A 20870-nucleotide genomic window follows, 5' to 3' on the forward strand; every position below is an offset into this window, starting at 1 on the left:
CATGTCAGATGCCAAACACTTGCTCGAAATATCGGTGTACGACGGGGAGTTCGCGGGCGACGTGACTTCACTCACGCAATTGTGCGTTATCGAAGGAAGTGTCACGCCGCATGACCGAGAGCCATACTCGCCCCTTGAAGAGACGTGGAGACTGCTGGAACTGGGCTCAGCGAAGTATGTGACGCCCGCTCCGAGCGGTGCATGTTTCACGGTTCTCATTGATAGCAAAGACGTCGAAGACGCAGAAGCCGAGCCGCTGATACGCCTCGATGTGTACGCACACAATGGCGAAGCGCATGCACGCGTCATAAGTCGGCTGCCGCCGTGGGATACCGAGGGCGTTCGATACGACCCCGAAGACAGCGCGGTAACCATCGCGCTCAACGTACTGAGAGGCAATTTGCGCGTGGAATAGCAAAGGTCTTCATATTCAGACGTTCGCGAGGTGTTCAAAAACGAAGAAAGCCAATGCACAATGTCACGGATTATTCGCGGGCCTCTCCGACGCGTTCGATGATGCGCGAGTGGCCTCACCGTTGACGTTTAGAAAGCAAATCGACCAAAACTATGCCAAATATAGTCGAATTTATCGTCCCAGTCGCACCGGCTCTAGCACTCGACTTTTCGAAGAAACCATCGGATTTTCGCCTTCAATTTGCACCAATGGCCCCAGCAAACGCGCCGTTACCCAGTCCGTTGCTCAACCAAGCACAACTCATCGCAGATGCATTGGACTCTGGTTATGGTTCCAACATCGGACCTATGCCGAGCCTTTCGGCAAGTGACAGGGCGGCGCTTCAGGCGCACCTCCGAGCGCAATTGGATTTAACTCTAACTCTCTTAACGCAATCGCCCCCTCCGAATCCGGAGTGGATTCTCCAACCGTTTGCTTCGATAATTGAAAAGACTGCAAAGTCGGCTGACTCTTTCTTGCTGGGGATGCTGTATGCGCGAGTCGCTACTCGTCTCTGGGGCCAAGCACGCGGCCTGGGAAATATTCAAGAATTCTGGCACTACGGCGTCTTGACCAAAGAAGCGTCGCACTTCATGGCTGGAATCGCATACGAAGAAGAAAACCCCGATTTCCTCGTGAAGTTCGATACAGGCGTCTGGGCCTGCGTGGAGGCAAAGGGGTCATTTTCCGACGTAGACAATGGGGACTTAAAGAAGGGCCTCCATCAAGCCGGCAAACTGGCAGCAGTTAGGTGGCTGCACGCAGGCGCATCGAGTCCAACTACGGTCTTCCCGACTGAACAAGCATGCGCGATGACCTATTTCGCTCCTCCAGGCGACACCCTGCAAGTCATGCTGATGGACCCGCCTGCGGCACGTGTCGAAGGCACTCAGAAAGAAATCAAGGTGCCGCTCTTATTCAAAGAGGGGGGCGATTTTGTACGCTGGGCACAAGCTGCAGAGCAATTTGAGGGCATAACAGCCGCGCGGATTGACAACGCACTGCTCATGGAAGGCCCCTTCGAAGGTCGTTATATCTGGGCACGCTTTCCCGGGCAAGAGCACATGTGGGTCGGAATTCCGACCATTCTCTATGAAACCACACCGCAGTTGAATGCGGCGCTAGTGATTCTTGAATGGCTTGTACCTTATTTGACTCGCTGGCGCCAAAGGCCAAGTCAAACCATTCGAGGCGTCAATCGGCGCTTGTTGAACATGGAGCGATACGCCAAAGCACGGGCACGCGATGCAGACGTACAGGCACGAGACGAAGTGGCCGCTGACGTCAACACCAGCGAGCCGCGACTACTCGCCATAATGTGGAAAGGCTTGGAGCGGTTCCTGAGCAAATATCGAAGCGACAACCAGAAAGTTATCGAATGGACAGATGTCCTCCGAGGTATCTGGTCATGCGACCTCTTCGCACACCAATCGAGGGAAGCGCAGGTGCAACGACACCTATCGGGCACCTTTGAGTGGATGTGGGACAACCTGAGTATCAATGAGCTAGTCGAACGCCGATTTTGGCACCACCGCATCAACCTAGGAAATGAAGCTAATTTGGGTGCCTCGTTAGCACGAACAACTCACGGATTGGTAGTCGCGAAAGCGGATAAGGACAGCATCGAAAAGGTGCGAGACGCTGTGCAAACCGCCCAGCGCACGCGCGGTGGTAGGCTCAACGGTATGTCCTAAAGGGCATGTGAGAACAATCAGGCTCGAGACGCCGCTCAATAAGGAATGGAGACGCTTGACGCTAATCGTCGACCACGTTCCGGCAACGAAAGCGCCGACCATAGGCCAGCCACTCGCTGACGAAGTCCACAGACCAACTCTGGTTCGGCCCCGTGGGCACCGGCAGCGGTTTGCGCTCGACAGCAGCAATGCGTTTGCGTCTGCGCTTGCGCACACTCAGCCCCGCCTTGCTGTACAGCCGCCAGATGCGCTTATGGTTTGCCAGCCAGCCCTCGCGTCGTAACAGTACGTGAATCCGGCGATAGCCATAGCGACGTTTTTGCGCTGCGATGACCATCATCCGGCCAGTCAGCTCTTCGTCGGCGACTTTGCGGCGCGATTCATACTGAAACAGCGAGCGAGAAATCCCTACCAGCCCGCAGGCCCGGGTGACACCCATGGCGCGTTCGGTCATCAATATCTGGACCGCCTCGCGTTTGGCCTGCGGGCTTGCTATTTTCGCGACAGCAGGTCCTTCAACGCAGAGTTGTCGAGCATCGATTCGGCCAACAGACGCTTGAGCTTGTTGTTCTCCTGCTCCAGCTCCCTCAGACGCTGTGCGTCGGAAACCGTCATGCCGCCGAATTTCGCTTTCCAGTTGTAGTAGGTCGCCTCCGAAATACCGTGCTTGCGGCACAGTTCCGCTGGCTTCAGGCCTGCCTCGCCTTCCTTCAGCACACCAATAATCTGTTCTTCATTGAATCGCTTCTTCAAGACCGCTCCTTGTTGGAACGGACTCAACACCGTCAGCGTACTAATCTCGGGGAGCAGGTCAGAGAGACGAGAATCTTTGCTGCGCGAAATGCTGGACAAGGAAGATGCTTACAGATTCTTCGCGTTAGGCCGCGGCGCAGCTAACCAAGGGTGGCCGCAGTCACTACGTGCCGGTCTATTGGTCGATGAATTTGTTATGTGCGACGGGCGATTGAAGGTAAGGCTTGAATGACCGCTTTGCAAACGGACTGGAGACGAAGCGACTGCGACTCTTACCAGACTAATAGAGCTAAGAGCGGCTCAGACTTCTTGCCCTTCGTGAAATTGAATAGTCCCTTGCGCGATGGATATCTACGAACCCCGATGCAGAGACAAACTGTGTCCCAAGTCCCAACGGGCAACTAAGTTGAGCGCTGTCAAAGACGTCCTTAATTCTTCGTTGGGTATGACCAACCGCCCTCACGCCGGAGCGGAACTATGTCGTGTCGCGAAGAAGACGGCGAACGTGAGGACGATGAGCAAAATATTGGCTGCGTACACCGCGCGAGATGACAATTCAACGGCAGTCCACTTCCGGGTTCCGGAGTTCAAACGCAACGACAGCGCAGCCTCATCGTCTAGTTCGAACAGAGTCTTCCCGTGTATAAGCTTGACAACGATAAGTAGAAAAACCACGAAAATCGTCGCGTAACCGAGAATCCACCAAAGCCCACCTTGCTTCAGCTCACTAATGACGGAGAAACTCGTCGCAAAACAACTGACAAAGGTTGGAGCCAAACCAGCCAATTCAGCTGCAGCTCTATTCGATTTGGTCATCACTTCCAACAGCTCGCCGCTATTCGCGTGACCAGCTCGAGTTAGGTCCCTCGATACGCTATTTCTAAAGAAACGCTCATTTAGTGGAGACGCAGCCTCTACCAGCAGAGCGAGTCCAGGAGGCGTTATTGCGAGCACTAGACTACCAGGTTCCATCAATATCGCCTCACGGTAATCTATTTCCCAGTTGATGCAATAGCTAGCCCGCTTTCACGAAAATATCGAAGGGAATAGCCCGTGACGCTATCGGCGTCCACACGGCAGCGGCCCCAAGTCGCTCAAGCAGTCTGTTAAGCTGAAACGGAACATTTGCGGCTGACGGGGCACCGTTTCGTCTCACCGGGCAAACGGCCGTTCGCAGTGAGCCACTCGGAATGCACATCACCTGCTCGTCCCACGAATCGATTGGAGGCGTCTTGGCGAACTCCAAGTGACTGGTCCCGCTAGGCAAAGAGCTAAAAACATGAATGTCACGGGGCAGCGTTGAGATGTTCTCGACTGTCACGACGTGTTCAGCATAGGCAGTAGTGCGAGTGATGGTTCCTACTGGCCCGTATTGGTCTCTAACTTCCATGCTGACATAAAATAACCCGGCAACGAAACGGGGTTTCACGGTAGGTCTCCACGCTAGTGTGCTGTGGCTCCGTCGGCAAACATCTCGTCCAATGCCCCCATGACCATCGCCGGCGAGGTGACGCCAACTAAAGGTGTTGTGAGGATAATCCCGTGTACAACGACCGGCCGGAAGTCTGGCCACATCGATGGCGGGATACTGATGCCGATGTTCGGTGATTTGGGCGCTGCATTGATGTCGGAAGTGTTGGCCCAAGCAACGATTGTCCCTGACGGGACGACGAATTCCGCACGAAAAGCCTCGAACTCCGGACGCGCCGCGAAAACAGCGAGACGCGTAGCAAGACTGGCCGTTCGATGAGTTTCCTTCGTTTCACCATATGCAATGAGAACTCGGTCTGGCGCACTTGCACCCAGTGTTCGCTCAGCTTCACTCACAACCTGAATGAACTCAGGCAATGCTAGCTTGGCGGCCCAAAAGATGGTCATTCCCGCCTTTGGTGCATCATATTCACTCACGTAGGCGCCAATCTGCACGCCACCCACGCGAGTGGAAAACCATCTGTCGCTCGCTCCGCCGCCACCATCGTGTCTCGCTTCGTCGACCATGACCAGCTCCTAGATTGCGCCGCCCCACACTATTGTATTTTCGCGGCGCGTCGGCCAAATGTGCACACGCCCACAGACGGGACGAAATCACCTTGCTAGCAGCACAAACCGCGCCAGCCCTTCATCTTGCGACCTGCCGTACAAAGTCACGGTGTGAGAACCGCGCACGGACATGGTAGCGCTCGGTAAATCTTAGACAAAAATAGGGATTGCGCGAGATTTTCTTACGTATACGAAGAGCCGTTGTGACGGCTCCCGAGAGCGGCAACATGCGCTGAGCCAAAGTGAAGCACACGCAGCATAAGTTTGCAGCGAGACTACATTTGCCAGTTCGGCCCGACCTCACTGACTTTGGACGTCGACTACGGGACCCGTAACCGTGTAACCAGCCTTTTTCAGGCGCTCTGGTAGAGACGCCGCTCCAAAGAAGTGTCCGAAGCCGACGGCGACCAAAATCGGACCGCTCGTCCCGGAAAGCCCTGCCTGCGACAGGCCGTGGACGAAGCGGTCGGTCCCATCCCGATAAATGTACCTACTCACATCAAACAATTCCGGAGGTTGACCGGGAATAGGAGAGTCGGCGAGCCGGCCGAGCGTCATCGCGTCTCCGGCTTGCCAAGCGCGCTGCACCTGAAGGAGCCAACCCCGCTCGTCGGTCCGTAGAGTGTCGTTTGCGGAGGAGGCGTCGAGAATCTGGCATGCGTACATCAACATCGAAATTTGATTCTCTTTCGGTATTCCATCCAACTCCATAGCTTGCTCGCCTGGACTCTCCAAGTAGAGAACCGGCTTTTTCTGTGCCTGAGCGATGTTTGCAAGCCGCACGTCAATACCAGCGTACGTGATTGCCCCTCGGGTGGGGAGCGCATAGATGTGGAAGGCATTGAACCATGGTTTCGCGCGAGCGAATTTCTCAAACGGAACACCGGCATCTGCGGCGCATTTCTTAAAGAATGATTCGTCGCCCGGCGCAATGTGTCGCAGCAGAGTGTCATCGTCAACGTAGAGCGCATGCTTCAAGTACATCTCGATATCCTGCTGCGAGCGCGGACGCAACGGAAGCTCCAGCGCTAACGCCGACGCGCGCCCCATGTATGCCTCGAGCGTACGATTAAGCTGCGCGTTGTCCTCAACCAGTGTGTGCATTGTCGGGACAAGAAAAAGTGTTGGCTTGCCCGGCGCCACTGCAGTCCACAGCAGTCCGCCTTGTTCTTGAGCGAACGCCGCGTGTGCGAAAACCAGTAGCAGAACGAGCGCTGTACGGTGTCCGAAGGCAGAAAGCCAAGTGAGCCGCCCGCGGCGGAAGCCTCGCAATAAGTATGGATTTGGCATAAATCGAGCTATCAATTTGATGGACCCAGTAGCGCATTGACGGAGTCCACCTCTGAAACGGTCAGGTCACCGGCGACGTTTTTCAGCCGAAGAATCCAGCTCAGGGTAGTTAGCCGTGCTTCAGAAAGTTGCGTCTCCTGCTGGTAAAGTTTGTCCGCCGCCGCAAGTACGTCCGAGTTCAATCGAACGCCAGCTCGATAGGCTTTCATATTGTAGTTGAGAGACTCACGCGCGGAGCCCTGCGCCGTTCTCAGCGCGCTGATTCGCGATATGCCGCCCTGTACGTTCAGGTATGCCTGCTGCGCGCCAAGGGCGGCCTGCTGTTTGACCGCGTCAAGGTCGAACCGAGCCTTATCCTCCAACGCCTCGTGCTCCATTCGTTGACTTCGGCTGAGCATGCCATCGAATAATGGAATGGTCACCTGTACACCGATTTCAGCTACTGCGGCCGAGTGGCCGCCGGTAATGTAGTTGTTTTGTCCGTTGATGTAATTTGCGTTCCCTCGGCCGTATGACGCGACCGCAGTGACGACGGGCAGGTTTGAGTAGCGTGCCTTCTTTACCTCTGTGTCCGCACGCGCGACTTCCAGCGCTTGAATACGGACCTGGTTGCTCTGCTCCATCGCTATCTGCATCCACTCATCGACCGAATTGTGCTCGGCCAGCAATATCGGTACTGTCGGACTGAGCGGAACGAGAATTTGCGGGCGCCGCCCAACTATGCTCGACAACTGCGCAAGCTTTACCTGCACGTCGTTTTCACGCTCAACCTCATCTGCCCGCGCGGAATCGAGCGTGGCTTCGGCCTCGCGCACGTCCACGACGGTCCCGTTGCCATAGTTGTAATTCTGCTCGACATACTGCTCCTGCGCCACAAGCGCGCTGACATGGCGCTTCGCAGCGGCCAACTCCTCCTGTGCCGACAGAGCATTGAAATAAGCCATTCCTAATCGCAGAATGAGGTCGCTCTGGCTTTCGGCGTAGGCAATCGCGGCCTGCTCGACAAGAATTTCGCTCTCGCTCAGGTCTTGCAACGCTCCCCAGTCGAACACTGTTTGAGTTACACCCAACGTGTAGCCTTTGGTCTCATAGTTGGGCACGACTGAGTCCTCCTGGTCGACGTGACCGTGCATATCGCTCCCTGACAGCTTGACCGCGGGCAGCCATCGCGAACGTGCCTCAGGCTCCTTCATCTCCTGCGCACGCAACTGGGCTTCCGCGCTCTTTACTTGCGGGTCGAAGCCCACGGCCGATTCGTAAAGGTCTCGCAGGTCCTCCGCCCTCGCGACGACCGAACAGCCGCACCCGAGCGCGATGAACTGCAACACGGCGGCCAGCAGCCGTATGGCCCTGATTCGCGAAACTTCTCGTATGCGGCAGGTCCCACAGTCCCCGGATTTGATAGTTTTGTTTGTCATTTTTAGCTATGGGGTGCTATATCGCTTCGTCAGGGAATACAGCGGCTCCATCATCCACTCGTAGATAGGTCGGGTCTCGAGCAACAGGTCCGCCTGCATCTTCATACCGTCCTGAATCGGGATGTGTACCCCGTTCGCAAGGACCGTTGCATCGTCGAGGCGCATCGTAATGCGGTAGAGGGGCTCGTGCGACGGGTTCATTTCACGCAGCTCATTCGGTGAAAGTGCAACGCGCGATATCTCGGACACGTGGCCGCCATACTGCCCGAACTTCTGATAAGGGAAGGCGTCGTACCTGATGGAAACGGGTGTTCCTACCCGCACGAAGCCGATTGCCTTACTTGGCACATACAGGTGAGCGTCCATCCGAGCTCCTGCGGGCAGTACGCTGACCAGGAGTGTGGCGGGTGAGACTGCGTCACCGGCATCAACCAAGGGCGTTGTCGCGGTGCCAGCCACGAGCGCGGTGACCGAGACTTCACGTCTTATGTCATTCGAGATGTCTTGCTCACGCAGCTCGGAAATTTGACGTTCCAGCGCCGATATCGCATTTTTTTCCATAAGCGGCGCATTGCTTAGGTCAGTTTGCGCTGTGCGCAGCTCGTTTCGTGCATCAACGACTTTCTCTTCATCCTCGGCCAGTCGCGCGCGTTGGTCTAGCACTTCGGCCTTTCTGTCCGCAAGCTGGGTCGGGGGGTAAAAGCCAATATCTGTCAGGCCCTTCAGTCGGGCCAGATTTTCTTCGTCCACTTTCACACGACTCATTTGGATTGCAGTGCGGGACTCGTCTGCAGCCAGCGCGTCCGTAAGGTTTTGAACCTTCACGCGCAGAGCGTCCAGCGTTGCATTGAGAATCGTTTGCTGCCGCTGTTTTTCTGCCTGCATTGCCTCGATTCTCACCGCAAGCTGCATTGCGATTGCGCTCTGCGCGCCGTCGCCCGACGTTCGATTCGTTTCAGTCGAAATAACGTACAGCGGCTGCCCTACCTCAACGCGCTGACCTTCCGTTACAAGGCGCTTCACAACCGTCCCCGCAATGGTTCCGTAGACCTTCGCGACGTTCTTGTTCGAGGAAACCTCTCCGTCGACTGTCTCGCGACGCGTGTAGCTCCCGAAGACGGCGAAGCCTATCGTCAGCAGCGCAGCAAACATGGCTAGTGCCACATATGCCCAGCCGGACATCGGCCGCGCGAGCAAGATGGTGCCCTGCAGTCGTTCAACTTGGGAATCGTACACTTCCGTGCGGAATAGCTCCGTACGCTCCCCGTCGGCGCTCATGTCCGATTCGGTCATGACGCCTCCCCGATGCCTACGCCTCGCAGGGGCTGCTCATCAGCGGAGCGCGGGGTGATGTCCGTGAAGATGGTCGAGCCGCCAGCAGTGCGCTCCATCCTCAAGACACGGTCGGCCGCATTGATGGTCTCGGCCCGGTGCGCGATTACGACCCGGGTTATCTTCAGCTTCTTGATAGCGTCTGAGACAATCCGCTCGTTATTCGCATCGAGGTGACTCGTCGCCTCATCGAGAAAAAGGATGCGCGGCTTCTTGTACAGCGCCCGCGCGAGGAGAATTCGCTGCTTCTGCCCTCCAGACAGCGAGGACCCCATGTCCCCCACCAGCGTATGAAATCCCATCGGCATGGAAAGGATGTCCTTCAGCACCGACGCGTTTCTCGCGCAAGCCTTGATTTGCTCCAAATCAGGCCGGTCGTCGAAGAAGGAGATATTCTCGGCAATAGTACCGGCGAAAAGCTGGTCGTCCTGCATGACCGCGCCGAACATGCTCCTGTACTTTTCCAGGCCTACCTGCCGTATCGAAATTCCGCCCACGGTTACAGCACCGGAAGACGGCTTGAGCAGTCCGGTCATGATTTTCAGCAGTGTGGACTTGCCACAGCCACTCAGTCCTGTGATGGCCAAGTGCTCGCCGTCACGAATTGATAGAGACGCCGCGCTGATGACCGGCTTCTCCGTACTGGAATATCGATAGACAACGTTGCGAAGCTCGAGGTGTCCATTTGCGTTCACGACCCCTGGCATCTCGCCCAGCGACTCATCCTCCGGCGTTTCCAGCAGAATGTCTGCCAAGCGCCGCGTCTGGATACCGAGAATCTTCAGTTCATAGGCTTTATCGACGAGGCTCGTGGCGCGTTGCGAGAACTGGTCACGGTAAGCGAGAAACGCGAGGAGCATGCCCAGTGTGACCTGCTTGTCAATGACAGCCACCGCTCCAAACGCAAAAACAAGCAACTTTTCAGCCCTAAAAATCGCCGAATTGCAGGTGTGAAACACAATCATCAGCCGCTGCGTGCGCAACGCGGCATTCTTCTGCCTGACAATAAGGTTGAGCCAGGCCGACAGCCGTGACATACCCTTGTTATAAAGCCGAACACTCTGAATTCCCCTGATGGTCTCGATAAGGTGGCTTTGTTGCTTCGCATCGAAGACGAACTGGCTTTCAGTCGCGAGCTGCAACGCGGTATAGAGGCATATGCGCAGCGCGATGTAGAGCGTGAGGGCGATGACCGTGATACTGGTGAGCCGCGCGTTGAAGAACAGCATCATGGACAAGGTACCGAGCGACATAAGCCCGTCTAGAATCGCCTCAACGAAGCTGGTCGTTAGGGTTGCCTGGATGGTATTCACACTGCTTGCGCGCGTCAGGATGTCCGCAAGATGGCGCCGTTCGAAGAATGAGATGGGCAGCCGCACGAGGTGTGAGAACGTGCGGGCAAGCCATTGCACATTCAAGGATGTGCTCATGTACGTCACGGCCCACGCCCTTGCGAGTTCAACTAAGGTCTGCACCAGCCACAGCAATCCAAACCCGACACTGAGCGTGGTCACGAGCCCGACGTCGCCGCCAACAATTGCGTCGTCGACTATCCACTCGTTGAAGAACGGCGCCATCAGCGAGAACACCTCAATGGCCAAGGCGAGGAGAAATACTTGCGTGAGCGACTGCCGAAGGCCGATGATACGGCCCGTGAGAGTACGCAATTTCAGCGAACGAACTGGGCGTTGTTTTCGGAAATCAAAATCCGGCGTCAGTTCAAGAGCGACCCCGGTAAATGCCTTGGAGAACTCATCGAGGCTTAGCACCCGCCTGCCCATCGCTGGGTCGTAGATTACGACCGACTGATGCGTAACCGCCGAGAGTACGACAAAATGGCTGAGGTCCCAATGCAAAATGCAGGGAAGCTGCAAGCCCTTCAGTTCGTTGACTTCCAGCCGAAGCGGCCGGGAAGACATACCAAGGGCTCTGGCGACCTCCATCAGCTGCCGCAACGTGGTCCCTTTTAATGAAACAGAATGGCGGGTCCGCAGAGAGCGAAGGTCGGTGTGATGGCCATGTGTGGCCGCAACCATGACGAGGCAGGCCAAGCCGCACTCTGCTGCCTCAGTCTGGAGCACAGGCACAAGTTTTCGCTTGAAGCCAAACTGCAGGTTGGCAAACGGGTTCATGAACACCCTGTCATTCTGTGAAAGCAGCCGCCGGCGCACTCCCCCCAACCAGACGGCCGCCTGTTTTAGCCACCCATTCCGTGTCTGCGCTCTTGCGAAGCGCACCGCGGTCAGATACGCAATGCTCAGGCATACGCGACGTCGACGTCGTCCGGCGCGGTGTCGCCGTCGATACCTGCATCGCCATTCATTGCGGTGACGTCATCACCCGAGGCAGGTTCGGTTTGCGAGTCGATAGCATCTTGGTCAGCAAGCTCAGAAGTCGTCGTTTCGGACTCGTTGCCATCCGACGTCGTGTAGCTATCTACGGCAGTATTTTCGCCGTCGTTCGCCGTGCTGGAATCGGTCGGGTCGCTCGAGACCGTCGTAACATCGTTCGTGGTCGTTGTGTCGTCGACGACGTTCGATGTATCGGTATCCGGCTCCGACGTTGAAGTTTCGCTCGATGACGATGTGGTGACTGGCTCCGAACTGGTCGATGTCGCGTCGGACGATGTTGAGGACGAACTCGACGACGATGACGAGGAAGAGGACGAACCAGACGACGGTTCGGATAGCACGGGCGGGTCGCCTAACGGATAGTCGTTAGTCGTGCCGGAACTGCTCGAGCTGTTGCTGTGGACGTAGTTGTCGTAGGCCGTGCCGCCAAGTTCGCCAAGTGCGCCGCCTGCAATCGCGCCCGCCGCCGTGCCCTCAGGGCCAATCATAGAACCGGCCAAGCCGCCGAGCACCGCTCCAACGGCTCCAAAGCCAACCGCGCCGGTCGGTAGATTGGAAAACGGACTGGTACTAGTGGTGCTCGAGCTCGATGAGGTGGTAGTCGGAGCTGTCGAGGTAGTGGGTGACCCAGTGCCAGAGGACAGTGACGAACTTGTGGATGAGCTGGAAATGGTAGATGAACTGGAGCTTGTCGTAGTACTTGAACTGGTACTCGCGCTGGTAGTGGTGCCACCGCTGACTACTTCAACTTCGTCGAGGGACAACTCACGCATGACTGCCTCCGTCGGATTATTAAAGTCATTTCGATAACTACAGGGGAACTACGAAATTAGGATATGCGAGAACTGAAAGAATTCGACGTCTCCTGATTGATGCGCATTAGATTGAAATAATTTTTGCAAAATCACAAAGCTTGCAACGAGAAACTCTCACCGCCTAACTGATGTGAAATGGGTAGTTTTATCTCTACTCTTTCAAAAAATAAACAAAATTATACAAAATATCGCTTTTCAACATCCTTTCCATTTATTTCCAATTATTTACAACAATGACGACCGCGTCAGGCTATAGATAGAATTCTTATGCACGGAAGATATAGTTATGAGTTAAGTTTGCTAGCGCACGGAAATCATTATTAAATATATTGAACTCCCGCCTTATTCACAACACATATATTCAAATTGCATGCGCTTTTACACAATATCGAACTACGCAGAAGGTCATTTCGTCGCAGGTGCTTGCCTTCCCGGAGGGCCTGGTAGATTTCCGGCTTCAGGACCTGCACAGGCGGTCTAGCGTCGCTCCGGTTCGCGGCTACCGTCGCAGCCACGGCACTCACGGTGTCGCTCGCAAATCTGTTCGCGCCACACAATGGCAGCGCCACTCGTAGAATCGCCGAAGCTATTGAAGAGTTGGAATACACGCCATTCGCACCGATTGCTTCTGAAGTCCGTGCCTATTGGGAACAAGAACATTCAAGCGCACGCTACGGAATCGTTACAAATGGTCGCCAATCAACCATCGCAATGATTTATATTGAGATGCACGACGGCTTCTCGCACGAGGGCTGGACCGAAGACCTACTAACAATCTTCAAAAGCGAACTTCCAGACTACGCAGCGATAAATTTGAATTTCGTAACATCTTGGCCAAAAAAAGAGCGCACCACGAAGCCGTCGTTGCACAGACTGCATTTTTCATTTCGCACACCCAGGGCAACCGAAATCGACTCATTCAGCACCGAGCGCCCGTTTGTGACCCCGGTCATGGCACTCCCGGCGCATGTGCCATTCGATACTGTCTTTGTCGACACAACCACGCCGGAAAAGGGTTAAACAACAGTCGCCCGTCGAGTCTCACACTCAGCACTCGCGCGCCCATCTCGTCAATTCCAACGAAATCATCGTCGACAAAACGAAACATTGTCATGCTCGTCGTAGGGTCGAGCGGCGAGGCGATGCTAGCCGTACGTGGGCAGCTCGGCAACCAGCTCTCGCAGTTCGGTGACGAGCGGCATGTCATCCAGAACGGGCGTCTTGCGCCGGTCGACCCACTCAGCAGGACGCTTCGACTTGACCGCGAGATTCGCGCGCGACACACCCAGGACTTCACAGACCGTCTTCAACGGTCGTCCCCCGGCAGCAATGGTGAGCGCGCAATCAATTTTTTTGCTCGACCGTACTCCACTGCTTCCCGGAGAATTTCCACTTCCATCGTTTTTTTGCCCAACAGCCGCTGAAGTTCGCGAATCTGCTTCATCGCTTCGGCAAGGTCCGATGCCGGAACCACCTGTTCGCCAGCACTGACGGCCGACAGGCTTCCATCCTGATAGAGCTTGCGCCAGGCGAAGACCTGGCTGGCATTCACCTGATGGCGACGAGTAACACCGGAAATCATCGCGCCGGTCTCGAACGTCTCGCGCACTATCGCGAGCTTCTCCTCGACAGAACGCCGGCGGCGCTGCTCCGGCTGGGTCAGAACTTCGACCGGTTCTACGTTGTGGTTAGGCTTAAACATAGGCAGAAGACTACCTCATAATTCAAGCGTTACCCCGTGTCCGGTTTTCGTCGGGGCCGGTCCAATGGCATAGCCGAGAGCGACGACAAGGAGAACGAGACCGACGGGGATGCTGCCCAGGAAGATGAGAAGCGATGCCAGTAGGCTGAGGAGAAACTGGGCGATAAAGTTCGGTGGGCTCGGCCATGCCTGGATTGTCCTCGTCAGAGAAACAGCTTCGTCAGCGAGTTGCCCGCTCCCGCCGAGATTGGCCGCACACTTGCGTTCGATTTCATAGACCGCCAGCATCGCCTTTTCTTTCTCTGCAAGCGATATAGACCCGATGTCGACAGCGAGCCTAACGGCTTTGGTGGTTGCCTCAAACTCACGCGTTAGCGTTTCCAGAAATCCTTGATGTTCCTCAAGCGTCACTGCCTCTGCTATGTCATCGCGCCGTACGTACACTCCGTGCGAGAAGAAATATTGCAGCAATGCGTCTGTCGTCCGCGCCTGAACCTGCGCGACAAAATCGCGTGCCGCCTGCTCTCGCTTCGACAGTCTTTCGATGCTCGCCGAATCGATACGGCTACTGCCGGCAACTACAGACCGTACCGGCGTCGACGTACGACGGATGTTGTGCGTATAGCGAATGCTTGCGGTAACGCGCCCACGTGTGTTGTACGTGAACCCTTTGCCGCTAATGGACGTACTAACGCCACTCTTGCTAACGTTCAGGCGAATGCCAGGTGCAATCTTTATACTCTTTCGAAAGCCCCATTCCATTTGCCCCCCGTTCTCTCAGTTCTTAATTTTTCTCGCGATGAGGTGGAACAAGGGACGACGAAAATTTTCGCATCCCCAGTCTCTATCAGCAATGCAGTCTCAGGTATATCTGCGGTAACGCCCAGTAAACTCCTGATAATCTGGAAGCCCTTTCATGTGCCCATGCAAGGGTTCGTCCGCATGGCACTCTATGCACAGGACCGCTAGATTCGCCTCATTGTTATCGTGCTTTTGCCCATTTCGATGATGCACGTGCAAATATTTTGACGCCACTCCCGCAAGCACAATGCTGCACTTCTCGCACCTGTATCCGCGCTGACTACGCGTTCTACTCGATACCTCGGCCCAGTCGTCGGAGTATTTATTAATCGGAGCCGTATCCGACGTGTAAATTGGTTTGACTGCCAGCAAGTCTTTCGGATACTTGTCGAAAAACTCGGACAGGCGAAACTGGCCGACGATTGAAAGGCGGCTCGGACGAGCCATCTGCATGTCAAAGCCCTTCCAGCGAATGTGCGCCAAGCAATTTTGACAGACGTCCAATTGCACCGGTTTGGACTTAATCCCACTGTCCAGCACATTCACATGAAAGAAGCCCGAGTCTGAAATCGCCACGACATATCGCTCGGAACGCTGATTCCTATACATGGTTTCGAGCGTACGGCAATGCGCGAAATGGTACTTCGGCATGCTCCCACGATTGCCGATGGACGGAACGTCCCGGATATAGACCAGGACACGGTATCCCTTGTACGCAAGAGTGCCGTCGTCCAGAATCTGAATCTGCTCAGCCGTTACGTCGATGCCCGCGCCTTGCAGACGGTCAATGACAGGCAAGTCAATCTCGGTGACGATATGCTGCGCGCCGAATCGCTCAATCAATGGCGCGCCCATCTTGTTCCGCAGGCCGTTAAACGTCGACCAGGTCAGGAAATCGGGTAGCTTGAAATTCATTTCTGCAACTTCTGAGCGATGAGGTCCATCTTGTCGCTCGCATTGGTCACAATGCGGAACTCGACGCGCTGATTCGCAAGTTGTGCTGCAGCCGAATGGTCACCCGGTGATATCGGATGCGACGAGGACAAGCCGTTTGCCGTCACGTGCTGAATCAGCCACTTTTCCTTCGGCTGTACCTTCTGAAGCGACAGCAGGTATTCAAGCGTGCTGCGAGTGCGCGCCTGAGACAGCGCCATGTTATTGAAGTACGCGGTACGTTCATCCGTTGTGCCAGTCCACGCAGCACTGGTGTGACCCTCGATGCGAATTTCCTTCACGGCGTCCTTAAACTGCCCGGATGTGAGCAGCGCGACATAGCGCGGGAAGAACTGTCCCAGCACCTCCTTGAAGCGAGGGCGCAGGTCCGACGACCCGGTCGCAAACAATACAGTCGGGTCGTTGAAGCGAATGGTCATATCGCCGAGAATTTCTGCATTCCACTGCTTGAGGTCCTTTTGGAACTCCTTCTGCAGCGCCAACTGCATGTCTTTCTTCGTCGTTTCGTAGTCTTTGACAACAAGCGTGGTGGTCTTTTCAACCCGCAGCATGAACGCTGCGGTCAAAAGCATGAAGACCAGCATGAGACCGGTCATCAGGTCGGCCATCGGAATCCAATGTGCCTGATTGCTGTGTTCCGAATCCATGCCCTACCTCACGCTGCGCTGGCCAAGCGGACGACCTCGCGCAGGCGGTCTGTCAGCGGCGTGTAGTCGGCGACGAACTTCTCCGAGAGCGATGCCAACTGTCGGCCGAGCGACTCAAGACTCTTGTGAAGTTCCTCCTGCAAGCCTTTATCCAGAGTAACGACACTCTGACGTACCGCTTCCATCGAGCTCGTGAGGCCCTCATTCACTTCCATCTGGGACTTGCGCAGCGTGTCGGTCAACAGTTGCTTCATCTCCGACGAAGACGACTGCATTTGGGTACCAAGGTTTTTGACGACATCGGAAACGTCCGCCTGCACCTTGATTACGCCTTGCTTCATCGACTCGGTCATCTCATCGATTTTTCGCGAGAATTGAGGCGTGACGTCTCTCATCTGAGCCAACACATCGGCCATCGAGCGCTGCGACTGGTCAATCATTTGGTGCTGGTGAGCAAGCCCGCGCAGCGTGCCTTCTAACGCGGCTGCAGTGGCAGCAAAGCCCCCGGCTCTCTCGATAAAGACGCCAAGGCCCGCGGAGGCATTACGCAGGTCCTCGGCCGACTCCTTCTGCAACGCTTGAAGCTTATCCAGCTCCTCTTTGTATTGCTGTTGCCAGATAACTAGCTTCTCTACTGCGGCGTTCAGGTGGCGAAAGTTCTCGCCGAACTGCTCAGAAATTTTGGCATTGAAGTCACGGATAACTTCCTTCAGCGCTTCAATCAGCGCTTTCGAGCCGTCTTCTGACATGCGTTGGGCGAAGGTATCGAAGGAGGAGCGAAGCGAGCGCATTTCGTCCACTTGCTCTTGGCGCATCAGCTTCATTTGCGAAAGAAGGCTGCCTTCTTCGGTTCCCGACAGGCTGTGTTGCAGCGCGTTGGTTGCGGCGACAACATCATCGAGCGTCGCCCCCTTTTTTACGCCGTCTTTATTTCCGTCTTCTGCGGTTTTTTCGGATGATTTTCGTTGGTATTGCCGATAGCGAAGAACGAGCGCTCCGCATACGCCACTGGCGGACGCGAGAAACGCCGTCTTCACGCCCTCAAGAAGGTGCGGAACACTCTCGGAAACATCCGCGGAGTCGAAATGCAACAGCGCCCATGCGATGCTGCAAAAGCAGCCCAAGATACCGACCGTCGTCAGAACCTCAGGTCCATAGGACACTGCGAACCGGTCGAACCGGGCGAAGCCGAACCAATAGGTCAATGCAAGGTTCGTCCCCACGAAAGCAAGTGTGAGCTTGTCGTCGAAGATAGTCGTCAGTAGGTCCCCGGCAAAGGCGTACGGGGACAACGTGATGCCCAAGAGGCACAGCGCAATTCTCAGCTTCATTTTCAGATTGGTCTCAGTGTGGTCCTGTCGTATGCAAATCGCATACGCACCAGACGGAGTCTGGTGGCCGCCCGCAAGCTAGCTCTTCGTCTAGCCGGCCAAGCGACATCATTCTTCTCAATTCTTACGGCGAGATTCTCTCAGAACTTGAGTAGACTGACAGCGCGGCCACCATTCAGACATACCATTCGTTGGTTTCGGCCGACAATACTGTCTGCTCTCTCGCCGCTCTCGCGTGAATTGGGGCTGGCTGCGACTTGGCTCGCGCCGACTCAACACCGGAGTTGGGGCCGATGGAACTGGAGCAGTGCCGAACGAGGCGCTCCGCGACGTAGCGAAAATCAACCTCGTTGCCTACGAACACGTCCGACATAATGCACCAGCATGCACGGCGCTCGTCGAGGCTTATGACATCACGGCAGTCACCGACAGTCCGAGGCGTGACGGGTCTACGAAGACTATTCCACCCCTATTATTCGCCCTCGCATGAAGGCATCCAGGCAAAAACGCGCCCATCTGCCTGATGCGCCTTACTGATTCGCAAGGTCGTTATGCGCCCGGTAACGAGGCATACGTGCTCGAGCAGATGGAGACATTTGAAGAGTGGCTCGCCGTAATGGCCGAGCCATAACTGGTGCCCGAAGCTGGTTTCGAACCAGCGGCCCCCGCTGTGTAAAAGCGGTGTTCTCCCCCTGAGCTACCCGGGCATGCCAAATCGTTGTTGCGGTCAGGCGCTGCGCGACACCTTGTCTACTGCGACCGATGCTGCTGCGGTCGCTGCGCCGCCAGTCGCTGCGCCGGCTGCGGTCACGACTGCCGTGCCGCCAGCCATGCCCAATCCGCCGCTCGCAATGCTGCCACCGCCGAGTGCCGCAAGCCCTGCGGAACTCGCTGCGGCGCCGGACAGCGTGCCGCCCGCCGCGCCGATACCCGCGGCGCTCACAGCCGCGCCGATAGCGGGTGCGGCGGCGAGTGCGACGCCACCCGTTGCAACCGCGCCAATGACGACAGCGGCCGTCTTGCCGGGATTTTCCACGACGTAGTCGACCGCGGATTCGGCGGCGTCGACAACCGTATGTGCGACCGACAGCAATGCGTCGCCAATATCATCAAAAAAAGACATTTGTTCTCCTCGCGGCTTATGCCGCTGCGCACGTTTAACACCGTGACCCTTGAGGGCCTCACTGCCTGGCACAACCGCCGGCAGTCAGCAGCTATTATGAGTGTGTATTTTTTTACACAAAGTTTTTTGAATACCCATATTAAATACACGGGTACTCGAACGCGTGTCGCAAACCGACGACTTCGTGAGGAGGAAGATGGCAGAAAGCATCGGCCTCGAACCGAATCAACTCAGACGAGCATCCGCTCATGCAGCGATTTCACAAACCAGACGAAGAGACGCGCTCAGTTGTCATCGTGCGGCCAACGGACTACGAGCGCTGAGGGATGTGCACAGGTTAGAGGATAAGCTTAAGCCGCGGTCCGACCTCGATGAAGCCGTTCGCACGATAGAACGCGACCGTGTGCGTCCACTTAGGCAGCGCTGGAGCGCCAACGTCGATTCGACGCTACCCGCGCTCGCGTCCAACAGCAATCGCATGTTCCAGCAATTGCTTTGCAACCCCATGCGAGCGCTGTGCGGGGCGCACGTACAGTTCAGTGATTTGACCAAACGGTCTGCGCTCGAACATCGCGTAGCCTTCGCTGAGCATGATGACACCGACTGGGCATCCGTCATCAACCGCGAGGAAGCCGCCTACCCGGTCGTCCCGGACAAGGTCACCTGGTGCCCCACCCAACTCGGTCAATAGCGCCGCCACCAACTCGGCGACCGCTGCCGCATCATCCGGCGTGGCTGGGCGAATAACTAGCGCAAACTGTGCGTAATCCAGCTTGTCACTACGTCGGCAATTTGCAAATTATTCCGGTCCTGCATCAGCATGTGCGAATTCCCATACATCCCAAGTCGAGGCGTTTCGACGATTTCCACGTGTCCGCCCGCTGCGTTTACGGACGCAGCGAAAGCTTTGCAAGCCGCGTAATGCGCCGACCATGTTGGTGATTTAGCAATGAAGTCACCGTACAACAGCAAAATCGAAATCCCGACATAAGGCTTAGGGTCGCCATTTTCTCCGGGACACGCGGTTGGCTCAACGGCAACAATGGCTGCTACGCCGCCCGGGTTTGCCGAAACTACCTGGAAAGGGTATATACCTGATTGAGAGTGACTAACAAGCACCATCTTCTTCAGTTTTCTCGCGAGGAACCCAAGCGCCGGAACGGTCGGGTTCGGCGTTGACATTGAGTAAGCCCAATCTGGAACCATCTGCTTCCAGAAATCGTCTTGCGCCTCCAGAGGAAATTGCAGCCCTGCATACGATTCGGGATACCGCGGTCCAAACCTGAAGAGTTGCCACGCAAATTCACGACCGACCTGGAAACCCGCAGGAAGTGCATCGATTTCGGCTTTTCCAGATTTGACGGCACCTATCGACGCGGCATTTGCTGCCGACCGTCCACGGGCGGCCTAGTCAATAACGTAGGCTGGGAATCCCTTTCGAACGAAGTATTCTGCCCAACCTGTCCGTCCATCGGGCGTTGTTTCCCATTCGGCGCCTGTCAGACAGCATCCGTGGATGAAGACAACGGATGCGCTGTTTGCATGCACGGGCACTTGGTACTGGACGTACATCTGCTCGACCGTAACTGTTCCCTTCGGCTCGGCCTGCGGTAGGGTCGATAGCGTATCCGACACGATATCGCGGCCGCCTACAAAAAACTCCCCTGCTTTGCGATGGTCAGCGGCTTGCTCACATCGATGGACTGAGCGATGGCCGGATGTGTGAAAACCGCTACTGCGGCTGTAATGAATGCTAGCTTCGCCATTGCGATGAGCGACATAGGTTTTGTCTCCGAACGCTCTTGTTATCTGCCAAGTCGATTGCGCATCGCCATGGCAATAACGGTCGCACCACATGCCAGAACAAACGCGGCCAAGTAGGAGCCCGCGCTTATTGAGTGGGTATACGCCCAGGTCGTAGACATCCATACCGCACGAGGATACGGGGCTGCTGCCGCTCTACGAGCGATGCCTTGAGCAAGTCCAGTTGCGCGGGGCTACACCCAGCAGTTCGAAGTCGTACCCCTGCCAGCCGTAGAGCTGCTTGTCCGTAGCAAGCGCCCGCTCGGCACCCCGGATAAAGTCCTCCAGTTCGGCATCGTCTGAAAAGGGCCGTTCTTCGGAAGATATCTCGGTCGGCCCCGTTGTCTCGATGATAAGCGCGA

20 protein-coding genes, 1 tRNA gene and 1 pseudogene are annotated in these 20870 nt (G+C 56.0%); 3 read left to right on the top strand and 19 right to left on the bottom strand.

The window, feature by feature from the left end; genetic code table 11:
• Position 1: 1 nt before the first annotated feature.
• Positions 2 to 415 carry a hypothetical protein gene (locus B0G62_RS15200; protein WP_244193258.1) on the top strand — a complete coding sequence of 138 codons (414 nt, stop codon included), beginning with the start codon at positions 2 to 4 and terminating at the stop codon, positions 413 to 415.
• Between the two features lie 152 nt (positions 416 to 567).
• Positions 568 to 2148, top strand: a complete 1581-nt coding sequence (locus tag B0G62_RS15205; RefSeq protein ID WP_146055296.1) for a hypothetical protein — start codon at positions 568 to 570, stop codon at positions 2146 to 2148.
• 61 nt (positions 2149 to 2209) lie between these two features.
• Here the strand turns inward: B0G62_RS15205 and B0G62_RS32185 are convergent, their stop codons facing one another.
• The 9 genes from B0G62_RS32185 to B0G62_RS15250 all read right to left on the bottom strand — a co-directional run bounded on the left by B0G62_RS32185 (position 2210) and on the right by B0G62_RS15250 (position 11844).
• Positions 2210 to 2602 (bottom strand): IS3 family transposase, encoded by a 393-nt coding sequence (locus tag B0G62_RS32185; protein ID WP_103705036.1) that lies wholly within the window; start codon positions 2600 to 2602, stop codon positions 2210 to 2212.
• A 38-nt stretch (positions 2603 to 2640) separates the two neighbouring features.
• The gene (locus B0G62_RS15215) at positions 2641 to 3000 is read right to left on the bottom strand and encodes a transposase (RefSeq protein WP_103705037.1); all 360 of its coding nucleotides are present in this window, start codon (positions 2998 to 3000) and stop codon (positions 2641 to 2643) included.
• Positions 3001 to 3360: 360 nt separating this feature from the next.
• Complete coding sequence (locus B0G62_RS15220) at positions 3361 to 3726, bottom strand: hypothetical protein (RefSeq protein ID WP_146055297.1); 366 nt, start codon at positions 3724 to 3726, stop codon at positions 3361 to 3363.
• A gap of 618 nt (positions 3727 to 4344) precedes the next feature.
• Entirely contained in the window at positions 4345 to 4899 is a 555-nt protein-coding gene (locus tag B0G62_RS15225) for a hypothetical protein (protein WP_103705039.1), read from the bottom strand.
• Positions 4900 to 5241: 342 nt separating this feature from the next.
• Complete coding sequence (locus tag B0G62_RS15230) at positions 5242 to 6084, bottom strand: TraB/GumN family protein (RefSeq protein ID WP_167401270.1); 843 nt, start codon at positions 6082 to 6084, stop codon at positions 5242 to 5244.
• Positions 6085 to 6242: 158 nt separating this feature from the next.
• Positions 6243 to 7559, bottom strand: a complete 1317-nt coding sequence (locus tag B0G62_RS15235) for a TolC family protein (RefSeq protein WP_167401271.1) — start codon at positions 7557 to 7559, stop codon at positions 6243 to 6245.
• 96 nt (positions 7560 to 7655) lie between these two features.
• Entirely contained in the window at positions 7656 to 8942 is a 1287-nt protein-coding gene (locus B0G62_RS15240) for an HlyD family secretion protein (RefSeq protein WP_103705042.1), read from the bottom strand.
• A complete protein-coding gene (locus B0G62_RS15245; protein ID WP_103705043.1) occupies positions 8939 to 11113 on the bottom strand; it encodes a peptidase domain-containing ABC transporter in 2175 nt (724 codons plus the stop codon). The genes B0G62_RS15240 and B0G62_RS15245 overlap by 4 nt, the downstream gene beginning before the upstream one ends.
• A gap of 125 nt (positions 11114 to 11238) precedes the next feature.
• Complete coding sequence (locus tag B0G62_RS15250) at positions 11239 to 11844, bottom strand: hypothetical protein (protein ID WP_146055298.1); 606 nt, start codon at positions 11842 to 11844, stop codon at positions 11239 to 11241.
• Between the two features lie 828 nt (positions 11845 to 12672).
• Between B0G62_RS15250 and B0G62_RS31280 the strand changes: the two genes are divergently transcribed.
• On the top strand, positions 12673 to 13167 hold the full coding sequence (locus tag B0G62_RS31280; RefSeq protein WP_146055299.1) for a hypothetical protein: 495 nt from the start codon (positions 12673 to 12675) through the stop codon (positions 13165 to 13167).
• Between the two features lie 128 nt (positions 13168 to 13295).
• On the opposite strand, the pseudogene B0G62_RS15260 reads toward B0G62_RS31280, so the two are convergent.
• From B0G62_RS15260 to B0G62_RS32495, 10 genes and pseudogenes are all read right to left on the bottom strand, one after another.
• Positions 13296 to 13849, bottom strand: a pseudogene (locus B0G62_RS15260) (transposase); the annotation flags it as partial.
• Between the two features lie 15 nt (positions 13850 to 13864).
• The gene (locus tag B0G62_RS15265; RefSeq protein ID WP_103705047.1) at positions 13865 to 14611 is read right to left on the bottom strand and encodes a DUF4236 domain-containing protein; all 747 of its coding nucleotides are present in this window, start codon (positions 14609 to 14611) and stop codon (positions 13865 to 13867) included.
• Positions 14612 to 14710: 99 nt separating this feature from the next.
• Positions 14711 to 15565, bottom strand: a complete 855-nt coding sequence (locus B0G62_RS15270) for an HNH endonuclease signature motif containing protein (protein WP_103705048.1) — start codon at positions 15563 to 15565, stop codon at positions 14711 to 14713.
• On the bottom strand, positions 15562 to 16251 hold the full coding sequence (locus B0G62_RS15275; RefSeq protein ID WP_103705049.1) for an OmpA/MotB family protein: 690 nt from the start codon (positions 16249 to 16251) through the stop codon (positions 15562 to 15564). The genes B0G62_RS15270 and B0G62_RS15275 overlap by 4 nt, the downstream gene beginning before the upstream one ends.
• Before the next feature lie 8 nt (positions 16252 to 16259).
• On the bottom strand, positions 16260 to 17582 hold the full coding sequence (locus B0G62_RS15280) for a hypothetical protein (protein ID WP_103705050.1): 1323 nt from the start codon (positions 17580 to 17582) through the stop codon (positions 16260 to 16262).
• 632 nt (positions 17583 to 18214) lie between these two features.
• A tRNA-Val gene (locus B0G62_RS15285) sits at positions 18215 to 18289 on the bottom strand.
• Positions 18290 to 18309: 20 nt separating this feature from the next.
• Entirely contained in the window at positions 18310 to 18705 is a 396-nt protein-coding gene (locus tag B0G62_RS15290) for a hypothetical protein (protein WP_103705051.1), read from the bottom strand.
• A 448-nt stretch (positions 18706 to 19153) separates the two neighbouring features.
• A complete protein-coding gene (locus B0G62_RS32705; protein ID WP_407671172.1) occupies positions 19154 to 19405 on the bottom strand; it encodes a GNAT family N-acetyltransferase in 252 nt (83 codons plus the stop codon).
• 47 nt (positions 19406 to 19452) lie between these two features.
• The gene (locus tag B0G62_RS31285) at positions 19453 to 19887 is read right to left on the bottom strand and encodes an alpha/beta hydrolase family protein (RefSeq protein WP_146055300.1); all 435 of its coding nucleotides are present in this window, start codon (positions 19885 to 19887) and stop codon (positions 19453 to 19455) included.
• A gap of 467 nt (positions 19888 to 20354) precedes the next feature.
• The gene (locus B0G62_RS32495; RefSeq protein WP_279629755.1) at positions 20355 to 20486 is read right to left on the bottom strand and encodes a hypothetical protein; all 132 of its coding nucleotides are present in this window, start codon (positions 20484 to 20486) and stop codon (positions 20355 to 20357) included.
• Between the last annotated feature and the right edge of the window lie 384 nt (positions 20487 to 20870).

Source organism: Paraburkholderia eburnea (assembly GCF_002917095.1).
GTDB classification, from domain to species: domain Bacteria; phylum Pseudomonadota; class Gammaproteobacteria; order Burkholderiales; family Burkholderiaceae; genus Paraburkholderia; species Paraburkholderia eburnea.